At 64.2% G+C, this 17,187-nt stretch carries 17 protein-coding genes; 3 read left to right on the top strand and 14 right to left on the bottom strand.

The genetic code is table 11. The features are described from left to right. The first annotated feature begins 22 nt into the window (after window positions 1–22). Window positions 23–664, top strand: a complete 642-nt coding sequence (locus AC097A_RS08840; protein ID WP_105260560.1) for a LysE family translocator — start codon at window positions 23–25, stop codon at window positions 662–664. Between the two features lie 43 nt (window positions 665–707). On the opposite strand, the gene AC097A_RS08835 is transcribed toward AC097A_RS08840, so the two are convergent. The 4 genes from AC097A_RS08835 to modA form a co-directional block, all read right to left on the bottom strand. Then, the gene (locus AC097A_RS08835; protein ID WP_479620551.1) at window positions 708–2,336 is read right to left on the bottom strand and encodes a diguanylate cyclase; all 1,629 of its coding nucleotides are present in this window, start codon (window positions 2,334–2,336) and stop codon (window positions 708–710) included. A gap of 117 nt (window positions 2,337–2,453) precedes the next feature. Next, the gene (modC, locus tag AC097A_RS08830) at window positions 2,454–3,551 is read right to left on the bottom strand and encodes a molybdenum ABC transporter ATP-binding protein (RefSeq protein ID WP_479620550.1); all 1,098 of its coding nucleotides are present in this window, start codon (window positions 3,549–3,551) and stop codon (window positions 2,454–2,456) included. Further along, on the bottom strand, window positions 3,548–4,231 hold the full coding sequence (modB, locus tag AC097A_RS08825) for a molybdate ABC transporter permease subunit (RefSeq protein ID WP_105260557.1): 684 nt from the start codon (window positions 4,229–4,231) through the stop codon (window positions 3,548–3,550). Before modB ends, modC begins: the two co-directional genes overlap by 4 nt. Before the next feature lie 12 nt (window positions 4,232–4,243). Further along, entirely contained in the window at window positions 4,244–5,002 is a 759-nt protein-coding gene (gene modA / locus AC097A_RS08820) for a molybdate ABC transporter substrate-binding protein (RefSeq protein ID WP_479620549.1), read from the bottom strand. A gap of 44 nt (window positions 5,003–5,046) precedes the next feature. Here modA and AC097A_RS08815 point away from each other — a divergent pair, with 44 nt between their 5' ends. Next, complete coding sequence (locus tag AC097A_RS08815; protein ID WP_479620548.1) at window positions 5,047–5,832, top strand: TOBE domain-containing protein; 786 nt, start codon at window positions 5,047–5,049, stop codon at window positions 5,830–5,832. 65 nt (window positions 5,833–5,897) lie between these two features. Here AC097A_RS08815 and AC097A_RS08810 read toward each other — a convergent pair whose 3' ends face one another. From AC097A_RS08810 to AC097A_RS08765, 10 genes are all read right to left on the bottom strand, one after another. Continuing rightward, entirely contained in the window at window positions 5,898–6,791 is an 894-nt protein-coding gene (locus AC097A_RS08810) for an alpha/beta fold hydrolase (protein WP_479620547.1), read from the bottom strand. Next, complete coding sequence (locus AC097A_RS08805) at window positions 6,788–7,861, bottom strand: branched-chain amino acid ABC transporter permease (protein ID WP_479620546.1); 1,074 nt, start codon at window positions 7,859–7,861, stop codon at window positions 6,788–6,790. Before AC097A_RS08805 ends, AC097A_RS08810 begins: the two co-directional genes overlap by 4 nt. Window positions 7,862–7,871: 10 nt before the next feature. Next, entirely contained in the window at window positions 7,872–8,852 is a 981-nt protein-coding gene (locus AC097A_RS08800; protein ID WP_479620545.1) for a branched-chain amino acid ABC transporter permease, read from the bottom strand. After that, window positions 8,849–9,574 carry an ABC transporter ATP-binding protein gene (locus tag AC097A_RS08795; RefSeq protein WP_479620544.1) on the bottom strand — a complete coding sequence of 242 codons (726 nt, stop codon included), beginning with the start codon at window positions 9,572–9,574 and terminating at the stop codon, window positions 8,849–8,851. Before AC097A_RS08795 ends, AC097A_RS08800 begins: the two co-directional genes overlap by 4 nt. After that, window positions 9,571–10,344, bottom strand: coding sequence for an ABC transporter ATP-binding protein (locus AC097A_RS08790; RefSeq protein WP_479620543.1), 774 nt, complete (start codon window positions 10,342–10,344; stop codon window positions 9,571–9,573). The genes AC097A_RS08795 and AC097A_RS08790 overlap by 4 nt, the downstream gene beginning before the upstream one ends. Before the next feature lie 152 nt (window positions 10,345–10,496). Beyond that, on the bottom strand, window positions 10,497–11,696 hold the full coding sequence (locus tag AC097A_RS08785) for a substrate-binding domain-containing protein (protein WP_479620542.1): 1,200 nt from the start codon (window positions 11,694–11,696) through the stop codon (window positions 10,497–10,499). A 161-nt stretch (window positions 11,697–11,857) separates the two neighbouring features. Further along, a complete protein-coding gene (locus AC097A_RS08780) occupies window positions 11,858–13,342 on the bottom strand; it encodes a sigma-54 interaction domain-containing protein (protein ID WP_479620541.1) in 1,485 nt (494 codons plus the stop codon). A 103-nt stretch (window positions 13,343–13,445) separates the two neighbouring features. Further along, a complete protein-coding gene (locus AC097A_RS08775) occupies window positions 13,446–14,954 on the bottom strand; it encodes a tripartite tricarboxylate transporter permease (RefSeq protein WP_105260953.1) in 1,509 nt (502 codons plus the stop codon). A 2-nt stretch (window positions 14,955–14,956) separates the two neighbouring features. Then, a complete protein-coding gene (locus tag AC097A_RS08770; RefSeq protein ID WP_105260547.1) occupies window positions 14,957–15,466 on the bottom strand; it encodes a tripartite tricarboxylate transporter TctB family protein in 510 nt (169 codons plus the stop codon). Next, complete coding sequence (locus AC097A_RS08765; RefSeq protein WP_105260546.1) at window positions 15,466–16,425, bottom strand: Bug family tripartite tricarboxylate transporter substrate binding protein; 960 nt, start codon at window positions 16,423–16,425, stop codon at window positions 15,466–15,468. Before AC097A_RS08765 ends, AC097A_RS08770 begins: the two co-directional genes overlap by 1 nt. Window positions 16,426–16,509: 84 nt before the next feature. Between AC097A_RS08765 and AC097A_RS08760 the strand changes: the two genes are divergently transcribed. After that, window positions 16,510–17,187, top strand: a complete 678-nt coding sequence (locus AC097A_RS08760) for a response regulator transcription factor (RefSeq protein ID WP_105260545.1) — start codon at window positions 16,510–16,512, stop codon at window positions 17,185–17,187.

The raw sequence follows: 17,187 nt of genomic DNA, 5'->3' as shown, positions 1-17,187 counted from the left end.
ACCCAACCCAAGGACAAAACCCATGAGCCTGAATACCTGGTGGCTGTTTGTGATGATGACGTTTGTGGTGTCGGCCACGCCTGGCCCCAATATGCTGCTGGTGATGAGCACCGGCGCGCGCCAGGGCCTGCGCGGTGCGGTGACCAGCATGGCGGGTTGCATGACGTCGCTGATGCTGATGCTGAGCCTGTCGGCTGCCGGACTGGGGGCGCTGTTGCAAGCATTCCCGGCCGTGTTTGACGCGCTGCGCCTGGCCGGTGCGGCCTACTTGGCCTACTTGGGCGTGCAGGTGTGGCGCAGCCCGGTGCAGGAGAGCAACCCTTCGGATGGCGCAGCCCAAGGCAGCAACCTGGGTGCGACGCTGAGCAGCTGGGCGCTGTACCGCCAGGGTGCGCTGGTGGCGGCCAGCAACCCCAAGGCCATTTTGTTTGCCGCGGCCTTCTTCCCCCAATTTTTGAACCCGGCGCTGCCCCAGCTGCCGCAGTTTGGCATTTTGCTGGGTACGTTTGCGGTGGTGGAGGTGAGCTGGTACTTTGTCTACGCCGCCAGTGGCAAACAGTTGGCGCGTTACCTGCAGCGGGCCAGTGTGATGCGGGCCTTCAACCGGCTAACGGGTGGGGTGTTTGTAGGTTTTGCCGCACTGATGGCGGGCGCCAAGAGCTAAAACGCTATCAATTCAGGAGCTGCTTGCGCAGTATCTACGGGGGCTAGCCCAGGCTTTGATGCCTGGTGTCTTTTTCGACATACATGCCCACGTCGCAGCGGTGCAGCCAGCTGCGCAGGCTGTCACCGCTTTGCGCACCGGCCACGCCCACACTCACGCTCACGCTGAGTCCAGGGCGCAGGCGCTCCCAGGGGTGGGATGCCACAACATCCTGAATGCGCTGCGCCAGGCCATGGGCCGCCGCTTCTTCCACATGCGCAAAAGCCACCACAAATTCATCGCCCCCCAGGCGCACGGGCACATCACCCTCGCGCACAAAGCTGCGCAGAATCTGCGCCAGCTCCTGCAGCACAGCGTCGCCCACCTGGTGGGAAAACCGGTCGTTGATACGCTTGAAGTAGTCCACATCCACAAAGGCCATGGCAGGCGATAGACCGCGCTCGCTGCCCTTGCGCAGCAGGTCGGGCACCATGCGTTCCAGGTAGCGGCGGTTAAACAGGCCGGTGAGCGCATCTTCCATCGCCAACTGCTCCAGCTGCTGTGCTTGCTGGGCCAGACGGCGTGCCGTGGCGCGGCTGGCGCGGGCCTGCAGCTGCCATTCAATACGCTCCTCGCGCTGCTGCAGTGCGGCGTGGCGCAGGTCGTTTTCGCGCTGCTTCAGGGCACGCAGCTGCACCTGCGAAGCACGCTCTTTGCCCTGGGCGGTCAGTATCTGGGCCAGCAGCAAATAGGCAATGCTCACCATGTGCTCGTTGTCGATGGACATGGCCAGTTGCATCATGCGGTGGCAGTGGTATTCGGCCAGTTGCCAGTCTCGGGCGGCCCAGGCAATCTCGGCCCGCAACCACAGCTCCATCAGCGTGACCGAGGGGTTGGCGTCGCCCCGGGCTTCTGCGGCCTGGGCAAAGTCGGCATGGCTTTGTGCGGTGGCCAGGTCGCCCAGCCAGCAAGCTTCAAAACCGTCGCTCAGGCCCAGCAAGGCCTGGGTTTTGAGATAAGCCCCCTGGAACACCAGCAGATTGGGCGCCGCCTGGGTGGTACGCACGCTGGCGCGGCGCAGCTTGCCCAGCCGCTCCAGGCAAGCAAACTGGCCCTGGTAATACCGGTCAAAAAAGCAGCGACTGACCTCCATGGCACGCTGATTAACGCGTGGCAAATAGGCTTCCATCCAGTGGCCGTTGTCTTCCAACAGCCCAATGGCGGTGCGGAAGGCGGCATCGGCCCGGTCGAAGCTGCCACCACAGGCGTAGGCCACGCCCAGGTAGTTGTACGAGAGCGCTTGCGAGAGCGAAGGCGCATCGGCATTGAGCTTGAGGCCCAGCAAGGCGGCTTCCACGCCCTCTTCGCTATGGCCCATCACGCTCAGGGTGTGCGACAGGGTGGCCAGGGCCTCGGCCTCGCCGCGGGTGTCTTCGCACATCTGGAACAGGGTGGCCGCGCGCTGCGCAGTTTCTTGGGCGCGCCGAAAGCGCGACACCATGCGATCAGCCTGGGACAAGGCCAGCAGGGAGCGCGCCTCGGTCGGCAGGTCGTGTGCGGCTTGCGCACGGGCCAGCGCCGATTTGGCCAGCACCAGGCTGTGGGCCACATCCCCGTGTTTCAGCGCCAGCTGGGCTTGGTGCAGCACCTGCATCACAGGCACAGAAGAGTCGGGGGGCGCGTAAGCGAGCATAAGAGGGGCTAAATTCGTGCTGCAGTGCATCAAAAAAGAATGCACCAGCGTAGCCCCGTCAATCGCCCCTGTCACTCCCCCAAACGGGTGAATTTGGGGCTGTTTTTCACAAAAAACTCAGTTGGCCAAGGCCAGCGCCTTGACCTGGGCCCACACAGGCTGCCCCACCGCCAGCCCCAGCATGTGCACGGAGCGCCGGGTCACCCGCGCCAGCAGGCGGTCCGGGCCACAACCCAGCTGCACCAGCGCTTGCGCGGGGTGGCTGTCGTCGGCGATGGCCAGCACGGTGCAGGGCAACACGTTCTGGATGCTGGTGTGCGCCGGCTCTTGGGTGGCCAGGCTCACATCGCGCGCCAGCACACGCAAGCGTACGGCCGTGCCCACCGCTAGCCCGGCGTCTGTCAGCCACAGACTGCCACCAGCAAATTCCAGCCGGGCCAGGTGCCAGGCCGCATCCACCTGCGCCACCCGGGCGTGCAGCAGGCTTGAGGCTTCGTCCCCCAGACCCAGGGGCACGTCCACCTGCGCCAGCACCTGAGCTGCCGGGCCGCTGGCCTGCACGCACCCCTGCGCCAGCACCACCAGCGTGTCGGCCAGGCGCACCACCTCGTCCACCGAATGGGTGACATACAGCATGGGGATGTGCAGCTCGTCGCGCAGCCGCTCCAGCCAGGGCAACACATCCTGGCGGCGCGCCGGGTCCAGTGCGGCCAGGGGTTCGTCCAGTAACAGCAGCTCGGGCTGGGTGGCCAGTGCCCGGGCGATGGCCACGCGCTGGCGTTCGCCGCCCGACAAATCGGCCGTCTGGCGCGCCAGCAGCGGCGCCAGGCCCAGCAGGTCAATCGCCGTCTCCAGCGCCAGCAACGCCTGGTGGCGGCCACTGGCCTTGGCAGCGCGCTTTTGCGCGTAGGCCAGGTTACCGCGCACATCCAGGTGCGCCAGCAGGCTGGCTTCCTGGAACACATAACCCACCGGGCGCCGCCAGGCCGGTAGCGTGATGCCCTGGGCATCGTCTTGCCAGACTTGGCCGTGAATGGTGATATGCGCCTGGGCCGCTTGCTCCAGCCCGGCCACACAACGCAGCACGGTGGTTTTGCCCGAGCCCGAGGCGCCAAACAACACGGTGATACCGCGTGCGGGCAAGGCCAGGTCTACCTCCAGTGTGAACCCGGGGCGTGGCAGGCGCAGACGAATCTGGCTGGGTGCGGTGCTCATGGGCGCAGCCTGCTACCGCGCGGGTTGAGCCAACCCAGGCCCAGCAGCACCACAAACGAAAACACCACCATGCCGCCAGACAACCAGTGTGCCTGCGTGTACTGCAGGGCTTCCACATGGCCGTAGATCTGGGTGGAGACCACACGGGTCTTGTCGGGAATATTGCCGCCCAGCATGAGCACCACCCCAAACTCCCCCACGGTGTGCGCAAAACTCAGCACCGCCGCGGTCACAAAACCCGGGCGCGCTAGCGGCACGGCCACGGTGAGGAATGCATCGAGTGGGCTGGCCCGCAAAGTAGCCGCCACCTCCATGGGGCGCGTGCCCATGGACTCAAACGCATGCTGCAAGGGCTGCACGGCAAAGGGCAGCGAATACACCACCGAACCCAAGACCAAGCCCGCAAAGGTGAACGGCAACAGCCCCCAGCCCAGCGCCTGGGTCAGTTGCCCCAACGGCCCTTGCGGCCCCAGGCTCACCAGCAAATAAAAACCCAGCACCGTGGGCGGCAGCACCAGCGGCAGCGCCACCACAGCCCCCACGGGCCCGCGCCAGCGCGAGGCCGTGTGCGCCAACCACCAAGCCAGCGGAGTCGCCAGCAACAGCAGCAACACGGTGGTCACACTGGCCAGCCGCAACGTCAGCCAGATGGCGCCAAGGTCGTCAGGACTCAGGGGCATGCGCTTACCAATTCAGACTTCATAACCAAAGCTGCGGATCAGCGCCCTGGCTGCATCACTGCGCAAAAAGGCCATAAAGGCGGCCGCGGCGGCGTTGTCTTTGCCCGCGTTCAACACGATGGCGTCCTGGCGCAGCGGGCTGTGCAGGTGGGCGGGCACCACCCAGGCCGAGCCCTCGGCCACCTTGCCCTCCACCATCACCTGCGACAGCGCCACAAACCCCAGCGCTGCGTTGCCGCTGAACACAAACTGGTACGCCTGCCCAATGCTTTCGCCCTGCACCAGCTTCGGTTGCAGGCTGGCGGTCAGGCCCAACTTGGCCATCACATCCACCGCCGCCGCACCATAGGGGGCGAGCTTGGGGTCGGCCAACGCCAAGTGCTCAAAGCGGCCACTACGCAGCACCTCACCCTTGTCGTCCACCACACCGCTCTGGCGGCTCCACAACACCAGGCGGCCCGTGGCGTAGGTGAATTGCGAGGCCACCACACCCGCGCCCTCCTTGCCCAGGCGCGTGGGGGTTTCATCATCGGCCGACAGCAGCACCTGGAAGGGCGCGCCGTTTTTGATCTGTGCGTACAACTTGCCGGTGGAGCCCACCACCACGGTAGCCTTGTGGCCGGTGGCCGTGGCAAAGGCGGCGGCAATTTTTTGCACCGGCGCGCTGAAGTTGGCTGCTACGGCGACGGTGACTTCTTCGGCATGCAGGGCGCCGCTGGTCAGCACGACCAGTGCACCAACCCAACGCAACACTTTTTGCAAAGAGTTCATAGAAACATCGCTATTCCAAAAAAGGATAGCGTAGCATAGCCTGCATGACATCCCCCTCCTCTTTGACCGGCGCTGGACTCGCCGGCGCGCTGGGCCACGAGGTCGCTGACAAGCGGCTGGACATCCTGCGCCGCATTGGCCAGGTCGGCTCCATTTCTGAAGCCGCACGCGGCGCCGACGTGAGTTACAAGGCCGCCTGGCAGGCCATCGACACGCTGACCAACCTAGCCGGCGCCCCGCTGGTGGAGCGCACCGTGGGCGGCAGTGGCGGCGGCGGCGCGCAGCTCACACCCACGGGCCTACAGCTGCTGGACGCGGCCGACACCCTGGCCACGCTGCGCCGACAAGCGCTGGCCCAGGTCGCCCAACGCCACGCCCCGGCAGACGGCGTGGCGCCCCGCCTGGCCGGGCTGGGCCTGCGCACCAGCATGCGCAACCAGCTGCCTTGCCAGGTGGTGGCGCTGCAGCGCGCCGGGCGGGCCATGCAGGTGCGCCTGCGCCTGAGCGATGGCAGCACGCTGGCATCGCGTATCACGCGCGAAAGTGCGGAGCTGCTGGACCTGGCAGTGGGCAGCGAGGTGCTGGCGCTGGCCAAGGCCACGGCGGTGGCGGTGCTGGCAGCGCCGGTGAATGGCTCCGCGCTGCCCAACCGTTTACACGGCACGGTGGCGCGGCTGGCGCGCTCTACATCAGGGGACGAAGTGGTGCTCACGCTGGCCTGCGGGCTGCAGATGGTGGGCTTTAGTGCACCGGGCCTGCAGCTCAAGGTGGGCCAGGCGGCCGTGGTGGTGTTTGACGATGCGGCGGTGGTGCTGGCGATTGGCGGCTAACCCAAAACGCTCCTATTTCAGGAGCTTTTTGCGCAATATCCACAGGGGCTAGCGCCCTATTTCGCTTAAATTTTGGCTGCTGCAGCCTGCGCCGCGTCAATGAAGTTAGACACCAGCGTGAGCTGCGAGGGCACGTTCAGCGCGGGTGCGTGGCCGCAGCCCGGCACCTCGACCAGTTGCAGGCGCCCGGCGGCACCGGGCCCGCGCGTGGCCATGGCCAACACGGTCTGCGGCAGCACCAAATCCGACTCGGCACCGCGCAGGCACAACACCGGCACGGGGATGTGGTCGTAGTGGTCCCAGATGCGGTAGTCGTCCGGGTGGGCGGTGAATTGCTGCACCATGGCCGGGTCGTAGTGCGGTGTCACGCGGCCATCGGGCAGGCGGCGCGTGGAGGTTTCGGTCAGGTGGCGCCACTGCGCATCGCTGAGCCAGCCATAGGGCTGGTACACCTGCCGGAAAAACGCTTCCAGCTCCAGCACCGTGTCAAAGGCCGGCGGGTTGCCCGCGTAGGCGCGGATACGGTCAATGGCCGCACTGGCCAGCTCGGGCGCATTGTCATTGAGCGTGAGACTCACGATGCGACTTTGCAGTTGCGGCTCGACCAGCCCGCCCGCGCACACCGTGCCAATAGCGCCGCCCATGGAGGTGCCGACCCAATGGGCGCGTTCAATCTTCAGCGCAGCGAACAGCTCCGCTGCCAAACGCGCATAGAACTGCAGGCAATATTCCTGCGCCGGCAGGCGGCTCCACTGGCTCAGGCCGCGGCCCAGGGTGTCGGGGCAGATGACACGGTAACGCGGGCTCAGGTGCCGGGCCAGCTCGTCCATGTCACGCCCGGTGCGTGCCAGGCCGTGCCAGGCGATCACCACAGGGGCATCGGCTGCGCCCCATTCGGTGGTGTGCACTTCGTAACCTGCGCAGCGCAGGTAGTGGGAGGTGGGTGTGGCGGTGCTCATGCCTTGCTCCCCAGACTGGCGGCCCGCAGGCGCCCCACCACGCCGGTGGGGAAGTAATACACCGACAGCACAAACAACACACCCAGCCAAAGCAACCAACGGTCTGGCGACAGCAGGGCCGACAACCAGGGCAAACTCGCCGCCGCCTCGCTGCCCACCCGCAGCAGGTCCTGCAGATAACTTTGCGCCACCAGGAACAACACCGCACCCACGATGGAGCCATACAGTGTGCCCATGCCACCAATCACGACGATGAGCAACACGTCCATCATGATTTCGAACGACAGCGAGGTGTCCGGCCCGTTGTAACGTAGCCAAAGCGCCAGCATGGCACCGGCGGCACACGCAAACAGGGCCGAGAGGATGCTGGAGATGGTGCGGTAGACCACCACGCGGTAACCAATCGCCTCGGCGCGAAACTCGTTCTCACGGATGGCCTGCAACACGCGGCCAAACGGTGAATTGACGATGCGCAGCAGCGCGAGGAACAGCACCGCGGCCACGGTAAACAGCAGGTAGAAGCACAACAAGCGGCCATCGAGCGAGGCGCCCAGGAACGGGGTTTCGCTGAACTCGAAGCTGGGCGACAACACCGCGGGCACCTTGAACGTCAGCCCGTCTTCGCCCCCCGTGAACTCATGCAGTTGCGAAGCCAGCGTGAGGAAGGCCGAGGCCACGGCCAGCGTGATCATGGCGAAGAAGATGGCCCGCACGCGCAGCGAAAACAGGCCGATCAGCCAGGCCAGCAGCAACGACACCAGCAGCGACGCGCCCAAGCCCACGCCCAGCGCACTCCAGGTCGCGCCCAGGCGCGTGGTGGCGATGGCAATGCCGTAGGCGCCAATACCAAAAAACATGGTGTGCGCAAAACTCACGATGCCGGTGTAGCCCAAGAGCAGGTCGAAGCTGGCCACCAGCACGATAAAGACCAGCACCTTGGCCGCCACGTTCAGTGCCTTGACGCCCGGGAAGAGAAACGGTGTGAACGCCAGTGCCAGCACCAGCGCGGCCAGGATCAGTGCGAGCCAGCGGCTGCGTGGCAAGTCGTTGGAAAGAATGCGTTTGAACATATCTATTCCCTTACCGGTTCGCGACCGGATAGACGCCTTGCGGACGCCACAGGAGGATGCCCACCATCAGTGCGATATTGGAAAACAGCGCTACCTTGGGGACCAGAAAACCGGTGTAGTTGGCCATCAGGCCCACCAGCAAGGCGCCAATCAATGCGCCACCTGTGGAGCCCAGACCGCCGATGATGATGACGATGAAGATCAGCACATTGACCTGTGCGCCCATTTGCGGCGTCACGGTCTGCTGGTACAGGCCCCACATCACACCACCCAGGCCAGCCAGCGCGCTGCCCACCACAAACACACCGATGAACAGGCGCTTGATGCGGTAGCCCAGGCTCTCGACCATCTCGCGGTCCTGCACACCTGCACGTATCAGCAGGCCAATCTTGGTGCGGCCCAGCACCCAGGCCAGCGCGGCAAACACCACCAGGCCCACCACCACGGCCATCAGGCGGTATTTCTCGATGGCCGCATCCCCCAGCAGCACGGCGCCGCGCATGCCTTCGGGCAGCGGCAGCGGAATCTGCGCGGGGCCCCAGACCACCTTGATGAGCTCCTCACCAATGATCATGCCACCCATGGTGATGAGGATTTGCTTCAGGTGCTGGCCGTACACGGGCCGCACGATAAAACGCTCAAACGCCAGGCCCAATGCGCCCGCCACCGCCATGGCCACCAGCATGGCTGGGAACACGGCCACCAGGTTGCGCCAGAGTTCGGTGGAACCGGTCCAGTCGCCCATGGTGCCCATGACCGTGGTGGCCACAAAAGCCCCCAGCGCGATGAACACACCGTGGCCAAAGTTCAGCACGTCCATGAGGCCAAACACCAGCGTGAGGCCCGAGGCGATGATGAACACAATCATGCCCATGGCCAGGCCCGCCACGGTGAGCGTGAGCCAGGTGCTGGGCGAACCCACTAGCGGCAAGGCCAACACAGCCAGCAACGGCACCAGGGCCAGCGGCTTCCAGTCGAAATCAGTTTTCATAGTGACAACCCCAGCAGCGTGCGCTGCAGCGCTTCGTCTTCGGCCAGGGCCTGCATGGCACCGGCGTGCACCACGCGGCCATCGTCCATCACGGCCACATGGTCGCCCAGGCGTTTGGCGAAGCTGATGTTTTGTTCCACCAACAAGATGGTGGTGCCGGTTTGTTTGAGCTGGGCAAACGCGTCGATCATGTTGTTGATGATGGCTGGCGCCAAGCCCTTGCTGGGCTCGTCCACGATCAACAACTTGCGCGGCTCCACAATCGCGCGGGCCACGGCCAACATCTGCTTCTGCCCGCCCGACAATTTGCCCGCGGGGTGGTTCCAGAACTTCTCCACCGCGGGGAACAGCGAGAAGATCCACTTCAACCGCTCGCCGTCGATGTGCTGCGCACGCTTGGCTTTGCGGGCGGCCAGCAGCATGTTTTCCTGCACCGTCAGGTCGGCAAAGATGCCCATGTTTTCGGGCACATAGGCAATGTCCAGGCCCGCAATCTGTGGCGTCTCGGTGGCGGTGATGTCTTTGCCATCAAACACCACACGGCCCTGGCTCGCATGCCACAGGCCCATGATGGTGCGCAGTGTGGTGGTCTTGCCCGCGCCATTGCGGCCCAGCAACATGGTGAGCCGGCCGCGCGGCACAGCCAGGTCCACGCCGTGCAGGATGTGGTACGCGCCGATGTGGGTGTGCACGCCCTCCAGCGTCAACAGGTTGTCGCTCATGCAGCCTCCTTGTCAGCAGGGGCCACGCCCAGGTACGCCTGTTGCACCACGGGCGAGGCAATCACCTCCGCCGGATCACCATCGGCCACCAGCGTGCCGTTGTGCAGCACGATGATGCGGTCGGCCAGTTCACGCACCACGTCCATCTTGTGTTCCACCAGCAGGATGATTTTGGTGGGGTCTTGCTTGAGTGCGCGGATCAGGTTCAGGATGACCGGCGCCTCGTCGGCACTCATCCCGGCCGTGGGTTCGTCGAACATATAGACATCCGGGTCCAGCGCCATCAACAGCGCCACCTCCAGCTTGCGCTGGTCACCATGCGGCAGACTGGCCACGGTGGCGTCTTGTTTGTCGCGCAGTGCCACGGCCTGCAATATCTCCAGCGCGCGCGCGGTCAGCGCACGGTGGTCGCTCCAGATGCTCCAGAGGTTGAGGCCGCGCAAATGTTTGCCCTCTTGCGTCGCTTGCACCGCCAGCCGCACGTTCTCCAGCACGCTGAGGTTGGGGAACAGGTTGGTGAGCTGAAACGCCCGCCCCAGCCCGGCCCGTGTACGGGCCGATGGGCTGAGCGACGACAGGTTGGCCCCGTTCAGATACACCCTGCCCTGCGTGGCCTGCAGCTGGCCCGAGATCAGGTTGAAGTAGGTGGTTTTGCCCGCGCCATTGGGGCCGACGATGGCGGTCAAGGTGCCAGGCAGGAAATTGCAGCTGACAGCATTCACCGCCACGTGGCCGCCAAAGCGGATCGTGAGGTCTTTGGTTTCAAGCATATGAGAGGCTCCCAAAAGGATGGGAACGGTGTAGCGGGCAGTTGTCAGGCAAGGCGCACGGAGCGCAGGAACCGGAACGTACTTCGGTACGTGAGGATTCCGAGCACCGCGCAACGCCGCATGGCGACTGCACGGTAGCCGGGCACATTCTTTTAGCGCTGGTTACGAATCGGAACGGCCATCTCGTCGGCCTTGATTTCGCGGATCAGCTCGGGCACACCCCAGGCGAAAGCCGGGTCCACCTTGATCTTGAAGTGGTACATGCTTTGCATGGCCTGGTGGTCTTCTTTGCGGAAGGTCATCTTGCCCTTGGGCGTGTCAAAACTCATGCCTTCCATGGTCTTGATCAGCGTGTTAGCACTGGTGTCGCCGTTGCTGGCTTTCAGCGCGGTGACCACGGCCATGGCAGCGGAGAACCCACCGGCAGTGAAGAAGTCAGGCGGTGCCTTGAACTGGCTGTAGTGGCGCGCCACCAGGGCTTCGTTCACCGGGTTTTTGGGCATGCCAAAGTAGTAATACGCCGCGCCTTCCATGCCGGGGAACTGCTTGTAGGCGGTCATGGCGGGCAGGATGTTGCCGCCGGTGGCGATCTCGATGCCATGGCGCTTGAGGTCCATGTCAGCGATCTTGAAGGGGTTGCCGCCGGCCCAGATGATGAAGATCACCTTGCGTCCGGGAATGTCCTTGAGCTTGTCGATCAGGCGCTGGCCACCGGCGGTGAAGTCGGTGGTGGCGGGTGGCAGGTACTCTTCGTGAACCAGCTTGGCTTTCTTGATGGCTTCGCGGAAGGCCTTCACGCCATCGCGGCCAAAGGCGCTGTCTTGCGCCATGGTGGCAATGGTTACGCCGGCCTTGTCCAGCGCCACGGCGTTGGCAATCGCATCCTGGCTGCTGTTGCGGCCGGTGCGAAAGATGTACTTGTTCCACTTGTCACCGGTGATGGAGTCGGCCACAGCGGGCTCGACCACCAGAATCTTTTTGTATTCCTCGGCCACGGGCAACATGGCCAGCGCCACAGGCGATGCCGTGGGGCCTACGGCCAGGTCCACCTTGTCGTCGCCGTAGGCGGCGGCCAGCAGGCTCTTGCCCTGGTCCGGTTTGCCCTGGTCGTCTTTCTCGATCACGGTGATCTTCTTGCCGGCCACCATCATGGTGCCGCCGGTGGCGTAGTCCAGGCCCATCATGAAACCGGTCTGGGTCTGCTTGCCATAGGCTTCCAGCGGGCCGGTCTTGCTGTAGATATGGGCGATCTTGATTTCCTTGGACTGCGCGAGCGCAGTGCCAGAAATCAGCGCAGCGCAAAGGCTGGCGGCAAAAAGCGTGGCCTGGGCGGCCCAACGGCTTGGGTGCATGTCTGTCTCCTTTTATTGTGGTTTGACATGCAGCAATTTGCACATTACGTGCCATCACGCAAGTGCATGATTTCACTTAAGATTTTTTGGAGACGCCTGAAACAAGGGTTTAATATGACTGATATCTAGACATTAAATATGTCTATATATCAGTCATATGTCTATTTTTCAGACAATCCAAGTCGTGCGTACAAGGTGGCACGCGAGATACCCAAGACCTTGGCCACGGCCGCTTTATTGCCCCCCAGGGTCACCATAGCATCGCGAATGGCCCGAGCCTCCAAGGCGGCCACCTGCTCCGCCAGCGGGCGTACCGGCACCGCAATAGTGGCCTCCACGGACACCGCCTCTGTACGCAGGGGCGCTGCCAGCAGTGGCTGCACGCCCGATTCGCTGAGTACCAGCGAAAACACCTCGGCTTCGACCCGCACCGACTCACTGCGCATCACCGCCTGCTCCAGCACATTGCGCAGCTCACGGATGTTGCCGGGCCAGGGCTGGGCTTCCAGCAAAGCCAGGGCTTCGGGGGTGAGCTCGGGCGGTGGCAGGCCACTGCGCAGGGCCACGTCTTCCCCCAGCACCTCCAAGAGCGCGGCAATGTCAGCCCGCCGCTCGCGCAGCGCAGGCACACGGATGGGCAACACATTGAGGCGGTAAAACAAATCTTCGCGGAACGTGCCCGCACGCACCAGGCCCGCCAAGTCGCGCGAGGTGGCGGCAATCACGCGCACATTCACCGGCAGCAGTTTGTTGGAGCCCAGGGGCTCAATCTCGCCCTCTTGCAAGGCGCGCAGCAGCTTGCTTTGCAGGGCCTGCGGCATGTCACCAATTTCGTCCAGAAACAGTGTGCCGCCATCTGCCAGACGGAACTTGCCATCGCGCCCCTTGCGGTCGGCCCCGGTAAAGGCACCCGGCGCGTAGCCAAAAAACTCGGCCTCCAGCAGGGTCTCGGGCACCGCGGCAATGTTCACGCTGATGAAGGGGCCGCGTGCCCGGCTGGACGCGGCATGGATGGCGTGGGCCAGCAGCTCCTTGCCGGTACCGGTTTCGCCCAGCAGCAGCACCGGGCTGCTGGACAGCGCGGCGCGGCGCGCATGGCGCTTGACCTCCACCGCCGCCGGACTCAGGCCGACAAAACTGGCAAAGGTGTATTTGGACTGGCGCTGCCCCGGCGCCTGCAAGCGCTGGGTGGCGAGTTCGCGCCGGGCGTCGTCCAGGTCGCGCTGCAGCAGCGAGAACTTGTCGATCAGCGGCTGTAGCGTAGTTTCGGCATGGTCAAACAGCACGATGCCCAAAGCACCAATCACCTGCCCCGCCGCGTCACGTAGCGGAATGCGGCTGACCACAAAGGTGCCGGCGCGGTTGGTCAGCAGGTCAATCAGGATGGGCTTGCCGGTCTCCAGCACCTGGTGCATCTGGGTGTTGTGCACCACCATGGAAACCGGGTGGCCGACAAAGTCTTCCTCCCGCTCGAAACCCAGGGCCGGCAAGAAGCGTTTGTACTGCTCGTTGATCCACACCACGCGGGCCTCGCGGTCCACCAGCATCATGCCTTCACTGGCGCTGGAGAACAGCGCAAACATGGAGCGCGCTGCCAGCTCCAGGATGCTCTGGGCGTCGCGCGGCAGGGAGTCAGGGGTCAGCATGCGGCAATGTTAACGCAGGAACAGCCCCTGAACCGCTATGAATTCAGGAGCTGTTCGCGCATATTCCATAGGCCTTAGAGGCCTATTTCATGCCAAATCGTGGTCAGGCAATGGCTTCGATGTTTTTGCGCGACATGCGTTTGAACACACGTGGCAAGACCAGCACGGCCACCACCACCACCAGCAAGGTCACCGACATAGGCCGCTGCAAGAACACCATGGCACTGCCCTCCCCGATCGACATGGCATTGCGCAACTGCGCCTCGGCCAAGGGGCCCAGAATCATGCCCACAATCACCGGTGCGGTGGGGAAGTTGAAGCGCCGCATGACCAAGCCCAATACGCCAATGCCGTACAGCAGGAACAGGTCAAACGCGCTTTGGCGCATGCCGTAGGTGCCCACGGTGGCAAAAATCAAAATGCCGGCGTAGAGCTGTGCCTTGGGCACCTTGAGCAGCTTGACCCACAGGCCCACCAGCGGCAGATTCAGCACCAGCAGCATGAGGTTGCCAATGTAGAGCGAGGCAATCAGCGCCCACACCAAAGCCGACGAGCTGCTGAACAGCTGCGGGCCGGGCTGGATGCCGTAATTCTGGAACGCGCCCAGCAGCACCGCCGTGGTGTTGGAGACCGGAATGCCCAGCGTCAGCAGCGGGATCAGCGCGGTGGTCACCGTGGCGTTGTTGGCGGCCTCGGGGCCGGCCACGCCTTCGATCGCACCCTTGGTGCCGAACTCGGCCAGGTGTTCGGGCTTGGCCAGCTTTTTCTCGGTGGCGTAACTCAGGAAAGTGGGGATCTCGGTGCCGCCCGCAGGGATGCAACCAAACGGTGCCCCAATCGCGCTGCCGCGAATCCAGGCCGGGATGGAGCGCTTCCAGTCCGAGCGCGTCATGGTCACGCGGCTCATCTTGTTCTCGGTCTCTACCACTTTGCCTTCAAACAGCACGGCGTGCAGCGCCTCGGCCACCGCAAACAGGCCCACCGCCACCAGCACAATTTCCACACCGTCCAGCAGCTCCGGCGTGTTGCCGGTGTAACGCGCCTGGCCAGTGATCTGGTCCATGCCAATCAGGCCTACCGCCAGGCCGATGAACAGGGCCGTCAGGCCGCGCAGGGTGCTTTGGCCCAGCACCGCACTCACGGTGGTGAAGGCCAGCAGCATCAGGCAGAAGTATTCGGGCGGGCCGAGCTTGACGGCGTACTCCGCCACCAGCGGCGCAAACAAGGTCACCACGATGGTGGCAATGGTGCCCGCCACAAACGAGCCAATGGCGGCCGAGGCCAGCGCCGCACCGGCGCGGCCGCTTTTGGCCATTTTGTTGCCCTCCATGGCCGTGACCATGCTGGAGGTTTCACCGGGCGTGTTGAGCAGGATGGAGGTGGTGGAGCCGCCGTACATCGCGCCGTAATAAATACCGGCAAAAAAGATCATGGAGGCCGTGGCCTCCACCTGGGTGGTGATAGGCAGCAACATGGCCACCGCGGTGGCCGGGCCAATGCCGGGCAACACGCCCACAGCGGTGCCCAGTGCGCAGCCCACAAAGGCCCACAACAAATTGACCGGCGTACCCGCCGTCATAAAACCTTGAAGGAGTTGGTTCCAGATATCCATCATCACAGCCACCCGCTTTGCGTCAAACCTGGCAAGCTGATGGCCAGAAACTTGGTAAACATCCAGTACACCGGTGCAGCAATGAGCACGCCCACCACCGCGTCCAGCAGCCAAGTGCGTGCGCCCCCGGCGGGCTGCCCCTGCGACATGCGCACGCCCCGCGCGGCCAGCACAAAACACAAGGTGCAGCTCAAGATGAAGCCGATGGTGGTGATCAAAGCGCCATTAACCAGCAGGCCGGCCGACATCCAGACAAAACCCAACCAATAAGGTGGCGCCTCATCGTCGGCAGCATCCAGATCCCGAAAACCGCCGGAGCGGGCCTCCCACAACAGGAAGCCGCCACACAGCAGCAAGGCCACGGACACCACCCACGGCAAAAAGTCGGGGCCCACGCCCGCGTAACCCGCCTCCGAGGGGATGACCCAGGCTCCCGAGGCCAAGCCCAGCGCGAGCAAGAGCACGCCCAGGGCCAGCGCCGTTTGCTGGCGCACTTTGATCACCGCACGCATCACAACATGCCGGCCAGGTGCATCACGCCGCGCAGGCTGGAGAACTCGTTGTCCACAAATTCATCAAACGCCTTGCCAGTCAACACAGCGGGGGTCCAGCCGTTCTTTTCCAGCGACTCGGCCCAGGACTTGGACTTGGTGGCCTTGACCACCATCTCGGTCAGCGCAGCGCGCTGCTCGGCCGTGATGCCAGGGGCACCGTAGACCGCGCGCCAGTTGCCCAGCACCACGTCAAAACCCTGCTCACGCATGGTGGGTACATTGATGTTGGGCAGGCGTTTTTCGGATGTCACGCCAATCGCGCGCATCTTGCCGGCCGTGATGTATTCGGCAAACTCGCTGTAGCCGCTGCCGCCCACGGTGACGTTGCCACCCAGAATGGCCGCTGTGGCTTCGCCGCCGCCACGGAAGGCCACATAGTTCACCTTCTTGGGGTCCACACCCACCTTGCCCGCCAACATGGAAGCACAGATGTGTTCTGTGGAACCACGCGAACCGCCGCCCCACTTCACGCTGCCAGGGTCTTTTTGCATCTGGGCGACCACGTCTTTCATGGTCTTGAGCGGAGAGTCGGCCGGCACCACAAACACGTTGTATTCGCTGGTGATGCGGGCAATCGGCGTGGCCTTGTCCAGGGACACAGCGGGCTTGCCGGTGATGATGCCGCCCACCATCACGGCGCCGGTGATCAGCATGGCATTGGGGTCACCCTTGGCGGCGTTGACAAACTGGGCCAAGCCGATCACGCCGGCTGCACCGCCCTTGTTTTCATACTGCACCGTGTCAGCCGCTTTGGCATCGATTAGGGCTTTGCCCAGGGCGCGGCCAGTGCCGTCCCAGCCACCGCCGGGGTTGGCGGGGATCATCATCTTCAGGTTGGCAGCGGCACGGGCCGACAGGGGCAAGGCACCGGCTGCGGCCAAAACGGCCATGGACTTCAGAAAGGTATCGCGACGCATGGGATGTCTCCTAGGGTTGAATGCAGGCCCTATGATGCGAGCCCAGCCTGTCAAACGGCTGTCCAAACGCCTAGGGAAAACCCCATGCACCTGCTGCTTATTGAAGACGACCCTGCCCTGCACACCACCTTGCAGCGCAGCCTGGTGCGCGCGCAAATGCGGGTGGATGTGTGCAGCGACGGTCGCCTGGCGCTGCACCACTGGCGCAGTGCCGAGCCCGATGTGGTGGTGCTGGACCTGAGCCTACCCGGTGTAGACGGGCTGGACATTCTGAAAGCCGCACGCGCCGAGGGCCTGGGCACCCCGGTGCTGATCCTGACCGCCCGCGGCACCGTGGGCGACAAGGTGTTGGGCCTGAATGCCGGGGCCGACGACTACCTGCCCAAGCCCTTTGACTTGGACGAACTCGAAGCCCGCGTGCGCGCCCTCTACCGCCGCCACGCGGGTAACACGCCCAGCGCCAGCCCCGACCTGCAATTGGGTGCGCTGCGGCTGGACAAGGCCAACGGCGCGCTCTACCACCGCCACCAGATCCTGGACCTGAGTCCGCGCGAGCTGGCCCTGGTGGCCGCACTGATGGCGCGGCCCGGCCACGCGGTCAGCAAGGAGCGCTTGTTTGAGGTGGTGTTTCCGGGCGAAGTAGACGTGCAGTTTGAAGCCATTGAGGTGGTGGTGTACCGCCTGCGCAAAAAACTGGCCGCCACCGGTGTAGGTCTGGTCACCCTGCGCGGCCTGGGCTATTTGCTCAAGGCCGAGGGCTGA

Source organism: Rhodoferax sp. XS2R6 (assembly GCF_056521365.1).
Note: the sequence above shows the minus strand (reverse complement) of the source record. Positions and strands in the feature narration are given on the sequence as shown.